Origin of the sequence: Sulfitobacter maritimus (assembly GCF_013346665.1) — a bacterium.
GTDB lineage: Bacteria > Pseudomonadota > Alphaproteobacteria > Rhodobacterales > Rhodobacteraceae > Sulfitobacter > Sulfitobacter maritimus.
This window is the reverse complement of record NZ_JABVBB010000018.1, coordinates 49221-66812: the sequence shown is the minus strand read 5'-3', so window position 1 is coordinate 66812 and position 17592 is coordinate 49221. Positions and strand designations below refer to the sequence as shown.

Genomic DNA, 17592 nt, shown 5'->3' with positions numbered 1-17592 from the left:
TAATAATGAGGTAAAACAGGTATTTTTAGGCTGAATATATAGGCTTAAAAAGGCAAACCCGGGGAACTGAAACATCTAAGTACCCGGAGGAAAGGAAATCAATATGATACTCCCCTAGTAGCGGCGAGCGAACGGGGACCAGCCGAGCCATGAGTGTGATTAGAATGCGTTGGAATGCGCAACCAAAGTGGGTGATAGTCCCGTATAAGAAGCATGATTGGACGTATTAAGTAGGGCGGGACACGTGAAATCCTGTCTGAAGATCGGAGGACCACCTTCGAAGGCTAAGTACTCCTTACTGACCGATAGTGAACCAGTACCGTGAGGGAAAGGTGAAAAGCACCCCGACGAGGGGAGTGAAACAGTACCTGAAACCGAACGCCTACAATCAGTTGGAGCATCCTTGCGATGTGACAGCGTACCTTTTGTATAATGGGTCATCGACTTGGTCTCACGAGCAAGCTTAAGCCGTTAGGTGTAGGCGCAGCGAAAGCGAGTCTTAATAGGGCGTCGAGTTCGTGGGATCAGACCCGAAACCGAGTGATCTAGGCATGGCCAGGTTGAAGATAAGGTAACACTTATTGGAGGACCGAACCCACATCTGTTGAAAAAGATCGGGATGAGCTGTGCCTAGGGGTGAAAGGCCAATCAAACTCGGAGATAGCTGGTTCTCTGCGAAATCTATTTAGGTAGAGCGTCGACCGAATACCCTCGGGGGTAGAGCACTGGATGGGTAATGGGGCCCCACAGGCTTACTGATCCTAACCAAACTCCGAATACCGAGGAGTACTAGTCGGCAGACACACGGCGAATGCTAACGTCCGTCGTGGAGAGGGAAACAACCCTAACCTACAGCTAAGGCCCCTAATTCATGGCTAAGTGGGAAAGCAGGTGAGACGACCAAAACAACCAGGAGGTTGGCTTAGAAGCAGCCATCCTTTAAAGATAGCGTAACAGCTCACTGGTCTAAATAAGTTGTCTTGCGGCGAAGATGTAACGGGGCTCAAGCCATGAGCCGAAGCTTAGGATGCATTTATTGCATGGTAGCAGAGCGTAGTGTGACATAGTTCCATGTGTCCTTATCGTCCTTCGGGACGTATTGGACACGCGGAGCTTTCTGTGAAGCCGGCGCGTGAGCGATCCGGTGGAGAGATCACTAGTGAGAATGATGACATGAGTAGCGACAAAGAGTGTGAGAGACACTCTCGCCGAAAGTCCAAGGGTTCCTGCTTAAAGCTAATCTGAGCAGGGTAAGCCGACCCCTAAGGCGAGGCCGAAAGGCGTAGTCGATGGGAACCAGGTTAATATTCCTGGGCCAGATGGAAGTGACGGATCTCAAAGGTAGTTCATCCTTATCGGATTGAATGGGCTGCTTAGAGGTCCCTGGAAATAGCTCCATCGCTAGATCGTACCCTAAACCGACACAGGTGGACAGGTAGAGAATACCAAGGCGCTTGAGAGAACTATGTTGAAGGAACTCGGCAAAATACCTCCGTAAGTTCGCGAGAAGGAGGCCCGGTTCCTAGGCAACTAGGGGCTGGGGGCACAAACCAGGGGGTGGCGACTGTTTATTAAAAACACAGGGCTCTGCGAAGTCGTAAGACGACGTATAGGGTCTGACGCCTGCCCGGTGCCTGAAGGTTAAAAGGAGGGGTGAGAGCTCTGAATTGAAGCCCAGGTAAACGGCGGCCGTAACTATAACGGTCCTAAGGTAGCGAAATTCCTTGTCGGGTAAGTTCCGACCTGCACGAATGGCGTAACGACTTCCCCGCTGTCTCCAACATAGACTCAGCGAAATTGAATTACCGGTCAAGATGCCGGTTACCCGCGGTTAGACGGAAAGACCCCGTGCACCTTTACTACAGCTTCACACTGGCATTAGGCCGAACATGTGCAGGATAGGTGGTGGGCTTTGAAACCGAGACGCCAGTCTCGGTGGAGCCTCCCTTGAGATACCACCCTTGTTCTGCTTGATGTCTAACCGCGGACCGTTATCCGGTTCCGGGACCCTGTGTGGCGGGTAGTTTGACTGGGGCGGTCGCCTCCTAAATCGTAACGGAGGCGCGCGAAGGTTGGCTCAGAGCGGTCGGAAATCGCTCGTTGAGTGCAATGGCAGAAGCCAGCCTGACTGCGAGACTGACAAGTCGAGCAGAGTCGAAAGACGGCCATAGTGATCCGGTGGTCCCAAGTGGGAGGGCCATCGCTCAACGGATAAAAGGTACGCCGGGGATAACAGGCTGATACTGCCCAAGAGTCCATATCGACGGCAGTGTTTGGCACCTCGATGTCGGCTCATCTCATCCTGGGGCTGGAGCAGGTCCCAAGGGTACGGCTGTTCGCCGTTTAAAGAGGTACGTGAGCTGGGTTTAGAACGTCGTGAGACAGTTCGGTCCCTATCTTCCGTGGGTGTAGGATACTTGAGAGGAGTTGCCCCTAGTACGAGAGGACCGGGGTGAACGATCCACTGGTGGACCAGTTGTTATGCCAATAGCAGTGCTGGGTAGCTATGATCGGACAGGATAACCGCTGAAGGCATCTAAGCGGGAAGCCCCCCTCAAAACAAGGTATCCCTGAGAGCCGAGGTAGACCACCTCGTCGATAGGCCAGAGATGTAAGCGTAGTAATACGTTCAGTTGACTGGTACTAATTGCTCGATAGGCTTGATTTGATCCAGTAGAAGCAAGACTGCTTAAGCTGGTCAAAAGCATACACATACAATCAGTCGTACATGACTTGGACAAACAACGCTTTGCGCTCCATGAAGACGGAGCGGGAACGGGCATCCTTCGGATACCCCGCTTCCCGCCGCCGCTGCTGCAGAGCAAAGCGCTGCAGGAATTTATTTGGTTTGGTGATCATAGCGCGAGCAAAACACCTGGTCCCATCCCGAACCCAGCCGTTAAGTGCCGTAGCGCCGATGGTACTGCGTCTTAAGACGTGGGAGAGTAGGTCATCGCCAAACCTAATAAGTTCCTGATAACAGTATCTCTCAATACGATGACGAATAACAAAACCGCCGCAGCCACAAAGCTGCGGCGGTTTTGCGTTTGGGGGGGGGGGAGGCTGGCAACAAGTTGTTAAGTGTCATCGTGCTAAGAGCGCCGTGAGAACTGACGCAAACCAGGACCACAGCTCATGCAATTCACGCTCCAAGACCTTGGATTGCTCGACGCGCCACCAGAACCGGAGTTCGACAATCTCAGCGCCTTGGCCTGTGATCTGTTGAACGTGCCGATGGCCCATGTTTCGGTTCTCGACCAAGCCAAAGAACGGGTTTTTTACAAAAGCCAAAAGGGGCATCCGCGAGATCTGGCTGAAGCGCGGTCGATTCCGATGGAAATGACTTATTGCCAGCAGGTGCCGTTGACCGAAGCGCCTGTTGTTGTCCCTGATGCCCGCAAACATCCTTTGATCAAGGCGACCCACGCTCGCGCAGGCGGTCCCTTGGGCTATCTGGGTCTGCCGATCGCAGCCCCTTGCGGCACGGTGGTTGGGGGGCTGTGCCTAATGCAGCCCGAAGCGCGAGGCTGGACGGAGGAAGAGGTCCTTCGCGCAGGTAAGCTCGCCGCTTGTGTGTCTGACCTTATTCGACTGCGTGCTGCGATGCTGACGAGCGAGCGGCTTCGTCGCGAGCAGCGCGAATTCACCTATTCAATCTCCCATGATTTGCTGTCTCCAGCGAATACGGTGCGCATGATTCTGGACGAATTGGCGTATGAACAAGACCGGCTCTCTTCTGATGCGCGGGCGTTGATTGGCGAAGCGGCAGGCACGCTGGGGCGAATGGGGCAACAGATTGAGGATGTGCTGGCCTATTCACGCACGCTGGGTCAGGAAATCACCTTTGCGCCTGTCGATCTTAACGCGTTGCTAAGCGAGGTTTTGAATGATCTGAAATTCGCGATCGAGCAGCAGGGCGCGAGAATTGTGCGCGATGAACTGCCCATGGTTCAGGGCAACGCCATGCAGCTTCGGGCTTTGCTGCAAAATTTGATCGCCAACGCCGTTAAGTTCTCCCGCCCCGGCGTGCCGCCGACCGTGAATATAAACGCTAAGCGCGGAGCGGGCAAACGGGAGCTTGCGCTGTCAGTCGCGGACAATGGTATCGGCATCGCTCCAGCCGATCAAAACCGGATATTTGACCTGTTTGGCCGCTTAAATTTGCGGGAAGATTATTCGGGGACGGGCATCGGCTTGACCCTTTGCCGCCGCGTTGCCGAAAACCATAACGGGAGCCTGACTGTCAAATCCGATGGCAAAACCGGCACCACTTTTATCGCGCATCTTCCGATGCTTTCATCATGACGGATGCCCCGCGGATCGGAACGGTTATGACCGTTGACGATGAAAAAGTCGATCAGATGCTTTATCGCCGCATTCTAGAGCGGTCTGACCTTGTTGACCGGGTGATCGGTTTTCGAATGGCTCAAGACGCTTTGGCATATCTCCGGTTGGCGGACCGTGATCCGGTGGACGTGATCCTCTTGGATGTGAACATGCCGCAAATGAATGGTTTTGAGTTTTTAGAACATGCAGTTGCGGAACTGGGCGATGATTTTGTGAATGGCGTGGTGATCATGCTGACCACGTCGTTGAACCCCGAAGACAGGGCGCGTGCGCTGCAATTTGATGTGGTGCGGGACTGTTTGGACAAGCCGCTGCGCCGTGAAAACCTATCTGCGATTGCGGAAATGCTTAAGCAGGGACCAACGACGAGCACGACAAAATAAGAGGATTTGGTCGGGCTGAGAGGATTCGAACCTCCGACCCCCTGCTCCCGAAGCAGGTGCGCTACCAGGCTGCGCTACAGCCCGACCGATGTGCTGCGCATAGCGCAGCCACGCGGAATTGGCAATTCCTGAGTTGTGCGACGCCTGCGCTTTTTCGTACGCGCAGCGGTTCTGCCCGCGGTGGGTTAACGACGGGTAAAGAACGCTGCGCATATTTCTTGTTAGCTCCAGTTGCATATCACCGGGCCGAGTTCGTTTTTCATGAGGATGCCATGACCGATACGACAGCCCATCTGGGCCTTCCGATGATTGCCCCATCACAGGCGCAGAAACACGTAACCCATAATGAAGCGATCCAGATGCTGGATGCTCTGACCCAACTGGTCCTGGCAGGCGTGGAAAGCGAGACACCTCCTGCCGTTCCAAATCCGGGGGAAGTTCACGCGCTTGGCGCCGCGCCAACGGGGGCGTGGTCCGGTAAGGCGGGTATGCTTGCGCAATGGGTCGCCCCCGCGTGGCGGTTTCTGGCGCCGCAGGAAGGCTGGCGCGGATGGGACGCGACGGGCGGGCGGATTTTGGTCTGGCTGAACGGAATGTGGGAGGTCTGGACGCCAGAGCTTGATAATTTGACGGGCGTGGGGATCGGCGCCTCGGCGGACATGACGAACCGTTTGGCCGTTGCCTCTGATGGGGTGCTGTTCAGCCATAGCGGCGCCGGGCATCGGCTTACCATCAATAAGGCCGCGGAAGGTGACACCGGTTCGTTGCTGTATCAATCAGGATGGACCGGACATGCAGAGCTAGGCTTGACCGGGGATACAGATTTTCACCTGAAGGTCAGCATGGATGGCAGCGCGTGGATCGACGCTTTGGTGGTAGACGCCAACAGCGGCCATGTGAGCGGCGCGGCGGTGCAATCCGCCCCTACGGACATCACCGCAGGGCGTTTGGCGCGGGCAGACTATGCGTATGGGCCGGGCAATCTGATCGGCGCGGTCAGTCAAACAGCGGGACAGCCGACCGGTGCGGTGATTGAGCGGGGAAGCAATGCGAATGGTGATTATGTGCGCTTTGCCGATGGCACGCAGATTTGCAGTCAGCTCGCCTACTTCGACAGTTCGGCCCCTAATGTAGACGCAGATCATGTGTATCCGGCGAGCTTTACAAGCCCCTTTGATCAAGCACATACAGCCTCAATCGCGACTCCTATCGGTGGGGCGAATCTGGCCCAGTTGGATGAGTTGGCACGCGGTCTGACGGTTTGTCCCTATGATGGCGGCGGGTGGCGGCTGCGTGCTTATAGCTATGGCGGTGGAGATATTGGTTTGGTGCCTTTTCGCCTTTCTGCGGTGGGGAGGTGGTTTTGAAGCCGATCATTAGAAGAGTGTCGATAATGTTTTGGCAGAAGTGAAACCCCCAACCGATAGCTCAAATTCCAGCACCCAGCGGTAGTCGCCTGAGCGGTGGCGCAAGCGGTATTCGATCTCGTAGCTTTCTCCGGTCCTAAGGCTCTCGCGCCAGCGCTGCCATGCCCGCTCTTGATCATCGGGGTGGAACATCCCGTTCCACGCTTCACCATCCGTAGTGCCTTCGGGCACGCCCGTGAACTCATACCAGCGGTCGTTGTAGTAGTCGGGATACCCGTCGGGCAGGGTGGACCAAATCATCTGATCTACGGAATTGGCGATGGCCTGAAATTTTGCTTCGCTCTCGAACAGCTGGCGCTCACGCAGTTGCAACTCTTCCAACTGCCGACGTGCCTGATGCTGTCTGCTACGCGCTGTGAGCGCCGAGCGCACGGCACGGATCAGCTCCTCGGCGTGGAGCGGGCGCGACAGCAACACCGCGTTGCTCAACCCATCTATGCGCTTCGCTGCCGTTTCACTCCGGTTGCGCGTTGTGCCGTTTGCAAGCACGATAAAAGGCACGTCTGACTAAGACGGCTGCGCGTCGAGCGCCTCTTTCAACTCCTCCGCCTCTGCACCGTTCAACGCTTCTTCCGTGATCAACACCGCGCCGATCTGGCGCGCGATGAGTTCAGGCAGCGCAGAAAGCGACGGAGCGGTCGCTGTCGCAATCTGGTCTTTCGCCAAGACCTGACGCGCGACCGCATCATCTCGTCCGCGTGGGGCCAAGACGGCGACAGAAGAGAGAATATCCGACGGTGCCTCTTCCTCAATTTCCGAGCGTAACGACAGGTCGGTCAATTGGAACCATCCCGCGCATCGGTCCTAAGTGGCATCAGATCCTCCTTAGATGCGTTATAGACTGGCGCGCCGGACAAGATCGCAGAGAAACTGCGGATCGGCTCGCCGATGGTGATGCCGTTGTGGTCGATCTTGAACTCACGAATGCTGCGCTCATGATCCGCCGTGCGCGTCTTGATAACAGAGATTGATTTGCGAATTTCGCCTTTGGCTTCGAAAAACCGCATCATCAGCACAGTGTCTGCAAGATAGCTAATGTCGACATCCGAGCGCAGATCGCCGGTAATCCCATGTTGGCCAAGCACCATGATCGACACCACACCCTGTTGGGCAAGGTAGCTCAGCAATTCGTGCATCTGGAGCACCAGATAGTTGTCGCTGGGCATTGCGTGCAGATAGGCGTTCAGGCTGTCGATCACCACAACGTTGGCGTCATCGTCTTCTACCGCGCCGCGCACTGCATGGGCGAACTGACCGGGCGACAACTCCGCCGGGTCAATTTGGCGGATCTGCAGCGATCCGTCGTCGATATAGGGTTGCAGATCCATGCCAAGCGCTTTGGACCGGATCAGCAGGGTCGAGAGGCGTTCATCGAACAGAAAATATGCCGCGTTCTGCTCGCGCTTGAGCGCCGCGATCATGCAGCGCACCGCTGTCGTCGTTTTGCCCACGCCCGCCGGACCCGACAACAGCGCATTGGTGCCAGGGAACAGGCCCTCGCCTAAAAGCGCGTTCAACTCCTTGAGCCCCGTGGAGACGGGGGCTGTCGAGTGGTCGCGGTGATGCTGGGCTGCGATCAGGCGCGGATAGACACAGATGCCGCCCCGTTCGATGGTGAAGTCATGGTAGCCGCCCAGATACTTCAGCCCGCGCATTTTGATCACCCGCAGGCGGCAGCGTTCAGAGCCGAAGTCGTTTGCCAGATGTTCAAGAGAGATGACGCCATGCACAATCGAATGGAGTTGCAAATCTCCCGGCTCGGCTGTGCGGTCGTCCAGCATCAGCACAGTGCATTTCCGCCGCGCAAAGAAATGTTTCAGCGCAAGGATCTGCCGCCGATAGCGGAGTGGGTTTTGCGCCAGCAACCGCAGTTCTGACAGGCTGTCGAGCACAACCCGGTCCGGGTTGGTTTTTTCCACTAGTTCAATGATGCCGCGCACGGTCTCACCAAGCTCGATCTCGCTTGGGTGCAGCAGGGATTGTTCGTGCTCAGAGCTGAATTCGTCTTCTGGGACCATTTCAAACAGGGCAATGTCGTCGAGGGTCCAGTTGTATGACTGTGCCGCGGCGGTCATCTCCCGGCGTGCCCTCGACCAGATAGAGACGGTGCGGTGTCAGGCCACCCTGCAACACATTGTCCAGACCCGCTGTTCCGGTCAACAATCGCTGCGTGACGTCTGCGGTGTTCATGTCATTCATACTGTATGTCCACTTTAAACCTGAGGGAGGGCGGGCTCGTTTGGTGAAAGAATAAGCGCTGTATTCAAAGCCGCCTCGCGATAAATCTGGTGCACTTCTGTCGAACCGAAGGCTGCCAAGCGGCACATACCTGAAACAGCGGTCGGTTTCCCCCGATCCTTGTCAAAATTAGCCTTCGCTAGAGGTTATCCAAGTCTCAACGATCCAATCGCGCAAGGACGTATCATTCAGAGAAGCGACGAACTTCGCATCCGCAGGGTCTTCGAGGTGGTAGAAGAACACGATGCGGCTGTTGTTGCGGTGTTCGGCCCTGACGTATTCACCATCTTCTGAACCTGCGCCGCCGATTGTGGGGGCAAAACCAAGGTCGCGCAGGGTGACAACCAGTCTTTCTAACTGAGCCTCATAGGCTGGCGAAAATCTCTCCCAGATTTCGACAGGCTCAGCCCCAGATAGGCCCCATGCGAAGGGCTCGTTGTCGCGGGGTCGGGGGAAGGTGATTTCTATAGCGATTGCTGCGTGCCTTTGTGATGTGTTGGGCGGGAATGAGCCCGACCCCGATCGGGGGCTTGGATCCGGAATGATGACCCATTGTGGAGATCCGTCAAGACAGGTGCACTCGCGCAATTCCCCTTTTTGGTGGGTTTCGCGTCCACGCCCATAAAAGCGCAGGATAAAACAGGGGCGGAGGTTTGTTGTGCCCGTGCGGTCGTTCTGATGCCGTCAACATAGACCCTGCCGACATGCCGGGTATGCAGCTAACCCCCCTTGCAACAGCGGGCTTGTTTCTATCTACGACAGCGCGATGACATCCCTTGGCAGCCCGGACCTGAAATGACTGATAACAAGACCCAAGGCGCGTCGATTGCCTTTGATGCGGTGGGGAAGGCATTCACCAAATCGGGCGGCGTGACCGTCAATGCGCTTGAGGGAGTTTCCCTTACGGTCGAACCCGGCTCAATCACCGGGATCATCGGGCGGTCGGGCGCGGGGAAGTCGACATTGCTGCGCATGGTCAATGGGTTGGAGCGGCCCACGTCAGGCAAGGTGCTGGTCGCAGAGCAGGATGTTGGCACGGCCAAAGGTGCGAAGCTGCGCGCTATCAGGCGCGACGTGGGGATGATCTTTCAACACTTCAATCTGCTGTCTTCGCGCACGGTTGCGGGCAATATCGCCCTGCCGCTCGAAGTTGCCGGGGTGCCGTCGTCGCAGATTAAACCGCGCGTGGCCGACCTGATCGAACGGGTGGGTCTGACGGCGCAGGCGGGCCGTTATCCGGCTGAGCTTTCCGGCGGACAAAAGCAGCGCATCGGCATCGCCCGCGCCCTCGCCACAGGGCCAAAGGTACTGCTGTCGGACGAAGCGACTTCGGCGCTGGACCCGGAAACCACGCAGACCGTGCTGGCGCTGCTCAAAGACATTAATCGCGATTTGGGGCTGACGATCCTGCTCATCACCCATGAGATGGCCGTGGTGCGCGACATCGCCAGCCATGTCGCGGTGATTGACGCGGGCCGTATCGTCGAACATGGGGCCACCTATGACGTCTTTACCGCACCGCAACATGCCACAACCCGCTCTTTCCTGTCCGGCGTGACCGGCGTCACGCTGCCTGCTTTCGTCAAAGACCGCCTGACCCAGAACCCGCCCCCGCAGGGCGGTGAAGAGGTGATCCGCGTGACCTTTGCAGGCGCTCATGCCACCGACCCGATGCTGGCCCGTCTGACCAAGGAAATGGGCATCCCGGTCAACATCCTTGCCGGCGCGGTCGAGGAGATCGGCACCCGACCTTTCGGCAATTTGCTGGTGTCCATGCCCGTCGCGCAGGCTGCCGAGGCGCGGGCCTTTCTTGAACGTCACGGACTACTGACGGAGGTGCTGGGCTATGTCGGCTAATCTCATCAATCTGCTGATCGAGGCGACGGGGCAGACGCTTTATATGGTCGCGGTCTCGGCCATTCTCGGCACGCTCTTTGGCCTGCCGCTGGGGCTTTTCCTTGCCACGTCGCAGCGCGGCGAACTGCTGTCGGCGCCATGGGTGAACAAGGTGCTGGGGCTGGTGGTCAACGCCACACGCTCGGTGCCATTCATCATACTTGTGGTGGCGATCATCCCCTTCACCCGCATGATCGCGGGCACCTCCATCGGGACCACCGCCGCTATCGTGCCGTTGACCATTGCAACGGTCCCTTTCATCGCACGGCTTGTAGAAAACGCGATCCGCGAGGTGGATTCAGGTCTGATCGAGGCGGCCCGCGCCATGGGGGCCACGCCGATCCAGATTATCACAAAGGTGCTGCTGCCCGAAGCCATGCCCGGTATCACATTGGGCCTCACGCTCGCCATCGTCAGCCTGATCGGCTATTCCGCCATGGTCGGGGCCGTGGGCGGCGAAGGGCTGGGTGATCTGGGCATCCGCTACGGTTACCAGCGTTTCATGCCCGATGTCATGGCGATCGTGGTGGTCATCCTGATCGTTTTAGTGCAGCTCGTGCAGTCCATCGGTGAGCGCATCGCCGCCGCCGTGGACAAACGCGCCCCTAAAAGCGGCGGGCAATAAGCCCTACATCCCTCACACCCGCTCCCGCATTCCAAGGAGAATAGAATGCTACGTCTGACAACCCTCACCTCTGTCCTCGCTCTTATGGCCACAGGCCTTATGGCTGAAGAAATCAAAGTTGGCGTCTCGCCGGGGGAACATGCCGAGATCATGGAAGAAGTCGCCCGCGTGGCCGAACCCATGGGGCTGGAGATCGATGTGATCGAATTTTCTGACTACGTCGTGCCAAACCAAGCGCTGGCCGATGGCGACATTCAGGCGAACTCCTTTCAGCACGTGCCTTATTTGGAGGCGCAGATGAAAGACCGTGGTTTCGCGCTGACCGTGGTTGGCAATACGATCACCACCCCGATGGGCGTCTATTCTGACAAGGTCGACGACATTGCCGCGCTGGAGGAAGGCGCCACCTTTGGCATCCCGAATGACCCGACCAATGGCGGCCGGGCGCTGCTGGTGTTGCAAGAGCTTGGCCTGATCAAGGTCGACCCCGCCGCCGGGCTGACCCCGACCGTGCTGGATATCACCGAGAACCCGAAAGACCTGTGGTTCAAGGAGTTGGACGCCGCGCAATTGCCGCGCTCGCTCGCGGACCTCACCGCCGCGCTGATCAACACCAACTACGCGATTGCCTCAGGGTTGAACCCGAAAGAGGATTCCATCGCGATGGAAAGCGCCGAAAACCCCTATGTGAACGTGATCGTTGTGCTTGAAGGGGACGAAGAGGCCCCTTGGGTCGAGACATTGCTGAAAGCCTATCACTCCGACGAAGTGAAAACCTTTATCGACGAGAGCTACCAAGGCACCGTTATCACCTCTTGGTAAGCACATCGCCCAGACCCGCCATATCATTGGCGGGTCTGGGCTGACCCCCTATGCTGGGATCAAAAATCCCAGTCTTCGTCTTCTGTCGCCACGGCTTTGCCAATGACATAGGACGACCCCGAACCCGAAAAGAAATCGTGGTTCTCGTCAGAGTTTGGCGAGAGGGCGGCCATGATCGCAGGGTTCACCTTGCAGGCGTCATCCGGGAAAAGCGCTTCAAACCCAAGATTCTGCAGCGCCTTGTTGGCGTTGTAATGCAGAAAGCTCTTCACATCCTCGGTAAGCCCCAAGCCGTCATAGAGCTGCTCGGCATAGCGCGCCTCGATGTCGTAAAGGTCAAAGAGCAGGGAGAAGGCGAATTCTTTCAGTTCTGCACGTTCCGCTTCCGGCAGGCGTTCATAGCCGCGCTGGAACTTGTAGCCGATGTAATAGCCGTGGATCGCCTCATCGCGGATGATCAGGCGGATCAGGTCGGCGGTATTGGTCAGCCGTGCGCGGCTGGACCAATGCATCGGCAGATAGAAGCCTGAATAGAACAGAAAGCTTTCCAGAAAAACGCTGGCAATCTTCTTTTTCAAAGGGGTGGCGGGGCTGTCGTATTCATCTAGGATCAGCCGGGACTTGGCCTGTAGATGCTCATTTTCAGCCGACCAGCGGAACGCCTCTTCGACCTCGGATGTTGAACATAGGGTCGAGAAGACAGAAGAATAGCTCCGCGCATGGACCGCCTCCATAAAGGCGATATTGCTCAACACCGCTTCCTCATGCGGTGTGATCGCGTCGGGCATCAGAGCAGGGGCACCGATCCCGTTTTGGATTGTGTCGAGCAGGGTCAGCCCGGTGAAGACGCGGATGGTCAATTGCCGCTCTTCGTCGGTGAGCTGCGACCAGCTTTGCACGTCATTGGACAGCGGCACCTTCTCGGGCAGCCAGAAGTTCACCGTCAGACGGTTCCAGACGTCGAGGTCAATGTCGTCCTCAATGCGGTTCCAGTTTACGGCGCGCGGGACAGGGCGGGGGCAGATGAAATCTTTCATAGGAAACCTCAAAGCGAACAGGAAACGCAGCCCTGCACTTCGGTCCCCGAAAGGGCGTCTTGGCGCAGGCGGATGTAATAGATGGTCTTGATGCCCTTTCTCCACGCGTAGATTTGGGCGCGGTTGATGTCGCGGGTGCTGGCATCAGCGGGGAAGAACAGCGTCAGCGACAGGCCTTGGTCCACGTGCTGCGTGGCCGCCGCATAGGTGTCGATGATCGCTTCTGGGCCAATTTCATAGGCATCCCGATAGAACTCAAGATTGTCATTGGTCATGTAGGGTGCTGGGTAATAGACGCGGCCAATCTTGCCCTCCTTGCGAATTTCGATCTTGGACGTGATCGGATGGATCGAAGACGTGGCGTAGTTGATATAGCTGATCGACCCGGTGGGCGGCACGGCCTGAAGGTTGCGGTTATACAACCCGTCCTGCATCACCGCGGCCCGCAACGCCGCCCAGTCATCCCGGCTTGGCACATCGATGCCCGCTTGGGCGAACAATTCTTGCACCCGCGCCGTTTCGGGCTGCCAATCCCGCGTGACATATTTTTCAAAGAAACTGCCGTCCGCGTAGGTTGATGCCGCAAAGCCCTTGAACGTCTGGCCGCGTTCCCGCGCCAGCGCGTTGGAGGCGGTGAGGGCGTGGAACAGGACTGTGCAGAAGTAGATATTGGTAAAGTCGATGCCTTCGGCACTGCCGTAGTGGATGTGCTCGCGGGCAAGATAGCCGTGCAGGTTCATCTGCCCCAAGCCAATGGCATGGCCTTCGTCGTTGCCCTTGCGGATCGACGGCACGCTTTCAATCGAAGACATCTCGGAGACAGCATTCAGCGCGCGGATCGCGGTGTTGACCGTCGCGCCAAGATCGCCGCCGTCCATGCTGCGGGCGATGTTCATGCTGCCGAGGTTGCAGGAGATATCAGTCCCCATTTGCGCGTAGCTCAGATCGTCGTTGAACTGCGACGCCTCGTTCACCTGCAAAATCTCAGAACAGAGATTGGACATGGCGATGCGCCCGGCGATCGGGTTGGCCGCGTTCACCGTGTCCTCGAACATGATATAGGGGTAGCCGCTTTCGAACTGGATCTCGGCCAAGGTCTGGAAAAAGGCGCGGGCGTTGATTTTGGCTTTGCGGATGCGCGGATCATCGACCATCTCGGCGTATTTTTCGGTCACGGAGATGTCGGAAAACGCACAGCCATAGACCTTTTCCACGTCATGGGGCGAGAACAGATACATATCCTCGTTCTTCTTGGCCAATTCAAAGGTCACATCGGGAATGACGACACCCAGCGAAAGCGTCTTGATCCGGATTTTCTCGTCCGCGTTTTCGCGTTTGGTGTCGAGAAAGCGCAGGATATCGGGGTGATGCGCGTTGAGATAGACCGCCCCCGCGCCCTGCCGCGCGCCCAGTTGATTGGCGTAGCTAAAGGAATCTTCCAGCAGCTTCATCACTGGGATCACGCCGGAGGACTGGTTCTCGATCCCCTTGATTGGCGCACCATGTTCGCGGATGTTGGTGAGCATCAAGGCCACCCCGCCGCCGCGCTTTGACAATTGCAAAGCCGAATTGATGCCGCGCCCGATGCTTTCCATATTGTCTTCGAGCCGCAGCAAGAAGCAGGAGACGAACTCTCCACGCGCCTTTTTACCCGCGTTCAGAAAGGTGGGCGTTGCAGGCTGGAACCGCCCTTCGATAATCTCGCGCATCAGGCGCATGGCCAAATCCGCATCGCCCCGCGCCAAGGTCAGGGCGTTCATCACGACCCTGTCCTCATAACGCTCCAGATACCGCTGCCCGTCACGAGTCTTGAGCGTATAGGAGGTGTAGTATTTGAACGCGCCCAGAAAGCTCGGGAAACGGAACTTCAATGCGAAAGCGGCTTCCCAAATGGCATGGAGGTCTTTGCGGTCGTATTGCGCGAGCACCTGTGGCTCATAATAGCCTTCATCAACGAGGTAGCGCAGCTTTTCCTCCAGCGAATGGAAGAAGACCGTGTTGCGGTTCACATGCTGCAGAAAATACTGCCGCGCGGCCATGCGGTCGGCCTCAAATTGGATACGCCCGGTATCGTCATAGAGGTTCAGCATCGCGTTTAACGCGTGGTAGTCGAGATCGGTGGTTACGCTTGCATCAAGCATGAGGTTTCCTTTTCAAAGGCGGCAAATCGGGCAAGGCCAGAACGGATGCGGGTGAGGTCGGTGTCGGTGCCCGCCAGTTCGAAGCGGTAAAGCACAGGCACCCCGCATTTCGCGGAGATGACATCGCCCGCGCGGGCAAATGTCGGGCCGAAGTTTCGGTTGCCGCTTGCAATCACCCCCCGCAGCAAAGCCCGCGCAGCAGGGTTGTTAAGAAAGCGGATCACCGGTTTCGGCACGGCATGACGCCCGCTGCCGTCGGCATAGGTCGGGCAGATCAGAACGAAGGGGGAGGTCACCTCCACCGGCGGCGCGCTGGCGCGCAGCGGCAGCCTGGTGGCTGGCAGACCAAGCCGGGCAATCATGCGCGCGGTATTGCCCGACCCGCCAGAGAAATAGACAAGCTGCATCTGTCGGGTCCCGCTCAGGACAGGCGGTTGATCATATCGGGGCGAAACCCGGCCCAATGGTCGTCACCAGACACCACCACGGGCGCTTGGCGATAACCTAATGCCTGGACCCGGTCCATTGCAGCGGCATCTTGGGTCAAATCGACGAGGTCATAGGCCAGCCCACGCGCGTCAAGCGCTCGGACAGTCGCAGTGCATTGAACGCAGGCCGGTTTGGAGTAAACGGTGATGGTCATGTGGTTCTTCCCAGTGTTCTGGCAGACGTCAGGACCGGGACACGAAACACAACGGCACGCGAGATCGCACCGGGCATCACGCGCCCGGGGCCCTCCGCCCACGGTCGTCGTTTTGGCGCTCAGGCAGGTCTCCTGACTCACGGCTCAAACGCCTTAGCCCGCCTTCCCAGTGCAGTTGCACCAGTGGTTCCGGGCCTCGGCTTGCCGCTCACAGTTGCGGGGGCAGCGCCGGATTTTCACCGGCTTCCCTATTCGTCTGCGACGCAAATCACAGACACCAAAGCAACATCATGTAGAGTGCATTCGCGCTCTTCTGTCAATATATAGATATTTGGGAATCTTCCGTGTCACGCATAGGGCGGCACGAAATTAGCAGTTAGTTCGAGACCAGCGCCCCGTTTAACCGGACAGCGCTGGCCTTATCTTTTGGTATCAGCTACGGGCGCGGGGCAAGCCGCAGCATCCGTATATAGGTGTCAAACCTTGGTGCTATTGCGACGACGGATCGCATCAACGCTCCACGGTCCGGGGCCTGCGAATACCAGATACAGGAACACAAAACAGAACAAGATCGCCCCGGCCCCGTCATTGATGGAAGGAAAGAAACTGCGCGGCGCATGAGCAATGAAATAGGCGACCGCCATGGTGCCTGACGCAAGAAAAGCGGCAGGACGGGTGAACAGCCCCAAAGCGATCAACGCCCCGGTGACCAATTCGATCAAGCCCGCGTTCCAAGACATGGAAAGGATCTCAGGCGTGCGGCCAGCGGGAAAGCCAAGGATCTTTTCCGAGCCATAGCACAGAAAGGTCAACCCGGCGGCGATACGTAGGACGCTGCGCATACGCGGCCCCCAGATGGTTTCAAGGTCTTGGGCGTTCATCTTGATCTCCTTGTTGTGTGTCGAACTGCGGGCATATGTGAAAACGGCGGGGATCGGAACTGCATCGGCTTCGGGTTGCCGATGTCCCGACATCACAGGCCAACATAGGGACGGACCTGTACCTGCGAAACGGAGATAATTTGGCATTCACTATTGCACTGACCGCAATAAAGGCTCCGCGCCTGAGGCAAAGGCTTAACCCGCCGGGGTGCCTGCGACAGCCGAAAAATGGTGCCACGCGCACATGCGGCACAAGCGGCGCATGAAGTGGTATCCGCAGCGCTTGGGGCAACAGAGATTAACCATTCACACGACCTTCTGGGCGCTGGCCACGTAACCGGCATCGAGTGTTCGGGGTCGAAGGCATAGCACCCTGTCAGTCATTCAGAACTGCGCAGCCGTGACCACAACGACCTGTTCCTTTTGGGGGCGAGAACTTTCCCGACATCCGCCACCGCAAACCCCAGCCGCACCATCGCAGCACTGCCGCTGCGTGCGGCGGATGCAATTGCAGCCGCTGCGGCTGAGTGACCCCAATGGGGCCGACCGGATGACAGAGCCATAGGGCCAAGCATACCGCGCATGGCGCCCATGGCTATTCGCAGTCGCGTGTAGGTGAGCCTCCTGTAATCCTTAATAAAACCCGGTTCTTCTGCCAACACTAGACAGACGCGCGGGCGTAACCCATGGTTGCAGCGTGCAAAGGTCAGTGGACGGAAGAGCCACACCGATTGCGCGTCGGGTCTGCCTTATCTGCGCAGCCCGCTGAAATTTTTTTGGAGATTATTCGTGAAAAACATCGCAATTACCGGGCTCTTGCTCGGCTTAACGCAACTTGTTGCGTCCCCCTTGTTTGCCGCTGACCTTAAAGTCACCATCGTGAACCAGTCCGGTTACACCATAGAGGAGTTCTATGGGTCGAATAACGGAACGACAGACTGGGAAGAAGATATCCTTGGCGAATTCGCATTGCCGCATGGGGAAGCGGTTGAGGTCAACTTCGACGACGGTTCCGGCCATTGTATCTTTGATTTCCTCGCGGTGTTCGAGGATGGCGATACCGTGCATGAAGAGGATGTCGACGTCTGCACCGTAGGCACCTTCACTTTCAAATAATGCGCCTTTTTGCAGGGGGAGGTGATCCCCCTGCAA

The 17592-nt window shown here is 57.4% G+C and carries 16 protein-coding genes, 1 tRNA gene, 2 rRNA genes and 1 riboswitch; of the genes, 9 read left to right on the top strand and 10 right to left on the bottom strand.

Annotated elements, in window-relative coordinates; genetic code table 11:
- A 23S ribosomal RNA gene (locus HTT03_RS00935) occupies positions 1 to 2668 on the top strand; the annotation flags it as partial.
- Positions 2669 to 2718: 50 nt separating this feature from the next.
- Here the strand turns inward: HTT03_RS00935 and HTT03_RS00930 are convergent.
- The gene (locus tag HTT03_RS00930) at positions 2719 to 2859 is read right to left on the bottom strand and encodes a hypothetical protein (RefSeq protein ID WP_174858001.1); all 141 of its coding nucleotides are present in this window, start codon (positions 2857 to 2859) and stop codon (positions 2719 to 2721) included.
- On the opposite strand from HTT03_RS00930, the gene rrf reads away from it, so the two are divergent.
- The 3 genes from rrf (at position 2848) to HTT03_RS00915 (ending at position 4730) form a co-directional block, all read left to right on the top strand.
- Positions 2848 to 2962 (top strand): 5S ribosomal RNA (gene rrf / locus HTT03_RS00925). The genes HTT03_RS00930 and rrf overlap by 12 nt on opposite strands.
- Positions 2963 to 3135: 173 nt before the next feature.
- A complete protein-coding gene (locus HTT03_RS00920) occupies positions 3136 to 4305 on the top strand; it encodes an ATP-binding protein (RefSeq protein ID WP_174858000.1) in 1170 nt (389 codons plus the stop codon).
- 26 nt (positions 4306 to 4331) lie between these two features.
- Positions 4332 to 4730, top strand: a complete 399-nt coding sequence (locus HTT03_RS00915; RefSeq protein WP_246253315.1) for a response regulator — start codon at positions 4332 to 4334, stop codon at positions 4728 to 4730.
- 7 nt (positions 4731 to 4737) lie between these two features.
- On the opposite strand, the gene HTT03_RS00910 is transcribed toward HTT03_RS00915, so the two are convergent.
- Positions 4738 to 4814, bottom strand: a tRNA-Pro gene (locus HTT03_RS00910).
- Between the two features lie 188 nt (positions 4815 to 5002).
- On the opposite strand from HTT03_RS00910, the gene HTT03_RS00905 reads away from it, so the two are divergent.
- Complete coding sequence (locus HTT03_RS00905; RefSeq protein WP_174857998.1) at positions 5003 to 6097, top strand: DUF2793 domain-containing protein; 1095 nt, start codon at positions 5003 to 5005, stop codon at positions 6095 to 6097.
- A gap of 9 nt (positions 6098 to 6106) precedes the next feature.
- Here HTT03_RS00905 and HTT03_RS18615 read toward each other — a convergent pair whose 3' ends face one another.
- From HTT03_RS18615 to HTT03_RS00890, 3 genes are all read right to left on the bottom strand, one after another.
- Positions 6107 to 6586, bottom strand: a complete 480-nt coding sequence (locus HTT03_RS18615; protein ID WP_246253314.1) for a PAS domain-containing protein — start codon at positions 6584 to 6586, stop codon at positions 6107 to 6109.
- A gap of 78 nt (positions 6587 to 6664) precedes the next feature.
- A complete protein-coding gene (locus HTT03_RS18610) occupies positions 6665 to 6937 on the bottom strand; it encodes a hypothetical protein (RefSeq protein ID WP_174857996.1) in 273 nt (90 codons plus the stop codon).
- Positions 6934 to 8232: an ATPase domain-containing protein gene (locus HTT03_RS00890; RefSeq protein ID WP_246253313.1), complete on the bottom strand. Its 1299-nt coding sequence runs from the start codon at positions 8230 to 8232 to the stop codon at positions 6934 to 6936. Before HTT03_RS00890 ends, HTT03_RS18610 begins: the two co-directional genes overlap by 4 nt.
- 958 nt (positions 8233 to 9190) lie before the next feature.
- Here HTT03_RS00890 and HTT03_RS00885 point away from each other — a divergent pair.
- From HTT03_RS00885 to HTT03_RS00875, 3 genes are read left to right on the top strand one after another with little or no spacing between them, the layout of a single operon-like run.
- Positions 9191 to 10252 carry a methionine ABC transporter ATP-binding protein gene (locus tag HTT03_RS00885; RefSeq protein WP_174857995.1) on the top strand — a complete coding sequence of 354 codons (1062 nt, stop codon included), beginning with the start codon at positions 9191 to 9193 and terminating at the stop codon, positions 10250 to 10252.
- On the top strand, positions 10242 to 10916 hold the full coding sequence (locus HTT03_RS00880; protein WP_174857994.1) for a methionine ABC transporter permease: 675 nt from the start codon (positions 10242 to 10244) through the stop codon (positions 10914 to 10916). Before HTT03_RS00885 ends, HTT03_RS00880 begins: the two co-directional genes overlap by 11 nt.
- Positions 10917 to 10961: 45 nt before the next feature.
- Positions 10962 to 11738, top strand: coding sequence for a MetQ/NlpA family ABC transporter substrate-binding protein (locus tag HTT03_RS00875; protein WP_174857993.1), 777 nt, complete (start codon positions 10962 to 10964; stop codon positions 11736 to 11738).
- 59 nt (positions 11739 to 11797) lie between these two features.
- On the opposite strand, the gene nrdF is transcribed toward HTT03_RS00875, so the two are convergent.
- The 5 genes from nrdF to HTT03_RS00850 all read right to left on the bottom strand — a co-directional run bounded on the left by nrdF (position 11798) and on the right by HTT03_RS00850 (position 16440).
- Positions 11798 to 12775: a class 1b ribonucleoside-diphosphate reductase subunit beta gene (gene nrdF / locus HTT03_RS00870; protein ID WP_174857992.1), complete on the bottom strand. Its 978-nt coding sequence runs from the start codon at positions 12773 to 12775 to the stop codon at positions 11798 to 11800.
- A gap of 8 nt (positions 12776 to 12783) precedes the next feature.
- Entirely contained in the window at positions 12784 to 14916 is a 2133-nt protein-coding gene (gene nrdE, locus HTT03_RS00865; RefSeq protein WP_174857991.1) for a class 1b ribonucleoside-diphosphate reductase subunit alpha, read from the bottom strand.
- Positions 14898 to 15323 (bottom strand): class Ib ribonucleoside-diphosphate reductase assembly flavoprotein NrdI, encoded by a 426-nt coding sequence (nrdI, locus tag HTT03_RS00860; protein ID WP_174857990.1) that lies wholly within the window; start codon positions 15321 to 15323, stop codon positions 14898 to 14900. Before nrdI ends, nrdE begins: the two co-directional genes overlap by 19 nt.
- Positions 15324 to 15337: 14 nt before the next feature.
- Entirely contained in the window at positions 15338 to 15559 is a 222-nt protein-coding gene (gene nrdH / locus HTT03_RS00855) for a glutaredoxin-like protein NrdH (protein WP_174857989.1), read from the bottom strand.
- 105 nt (positions 15560 to 15664) lie between these two features.
- A riboswitch (cobalamin riboswitch) is annotated at positions 15665 to 15856 on the bottom strand.
- 179 nt (positions 15857 to 16035) lie between these two features.
- Positions 16036 to 16440, bottom strand: coding sequence for a DoxX family protein (locus HTT03_RS00850; RefSeq protein ID WP_174857988.1), 405 nt, complete (start codon positions 16438 to 16440; stop codon positions 16036 to 16038).
- A gap of 789 nt (positions 16441 to 17229) precedes the next feature.
- Between HTT03_RS00850 and HTT03_RS00845 the strand changes: the two genes are divergently transcribed.
- Positions 17230 to 17556 carry a hypothetical protein gene (locus tag HTT03_RS00845; RefSeq protein WP_174857987.1) on the top strand — a complete coding sequence of 109 codons (327 nt, stop codon included), beginning with the start codon at positions 17230 to 17232 and terminating at the stop codon, positions 17554 to 17556.
- Positions 17557 to 17592: the final 36 nt, after the last annotated feature.

Coding starts and splice junctions, on each gene's coding strand:
- HTT03_RS00930 (WP_174858001.1), bottom strand. CDS start 2,859: ATGATCACCAAACCAAATAAATTCCTGCAGCGCTTTGCTCTGCAGCAG.
- HTT03_RS00920 (WP_174858000.1), top strand. CDS start 3,136: ATGCAATTCACGCTCCAAGACCTTGGATTGCTCGACGCGCCACCAGAA.
- HTT03_RS00915 (WP_246253315.1), top strand. CDS start 4,332: ATGACCGTTGACGATGAAAAAGTCGATCAGATGCTTTATCGCCGCATT.
- HTT03_RS00905 (WP_174857998.1), top strand. CDS start 5,003: ATGACCGATACGACAGCCCATCTGGGCCTTCCGATGATTGCCCCATCA.
- HTT03_RS00890 (WP_246253313.1), bottom strand. CDS start 8,232: ATGACCGCCGCGGCACAGTCATACAACTGGACCCTCGACGACATTGCC.
- HTT03_RS00885 (WP_174857995.1), top strand. CDS start 9,191: ATGACTGATAACAAGACCCAAGGCGCGTCGATTGCCTTTGATGCGGTG.
- HTT03_RS00880 (WP_174857994.1), top strand. CDS start 10,242: ATGTCGGCTAATCTCATCAATCTGCTGATCGAGGCGACGGGGCAGACG.
- HTT03_RS00875 (WP_174857993.1), top strand. CDS start 10,962: ATGCTACGTCTGACAACCCTCACCTCTGTCCTCGCTCTTATGGCCACA.
- nrdF (WP_174857992.1), bottom strand. CDS start 12,775: ATGAAAGATTTCATCTGCCCCCGCCCTGTCCCGCGCGCCGTAAACTGG.
- nrdE (WP_174857991.1), bottom strand. CDS start 14,916: ATGCTTGATGCAAGCGTAACCACCGATCTCGACTACCACGCGTTAAAC.
- nrdI (WP_174857990.1), bottom strand. CDS start 15,323: ATGCAGCTTGTCTATTTCTCTGGCGGGTCGGGCAATACCGCGCGCATG.
- nrdH (WP_174857989.1), bottom strand. CDS start 15,559: ATGACCATCACCGTTTACTCCAAACCGGCCTGCGTTCAATGCACTGCG.
- HTT03_RS00850 (WP_174857988.1), bottom strand. CDS start 16,440: ATGAACGCCCAAGACCTTGAAACCATCTGGGGGCCGCGTATGCGCAGC.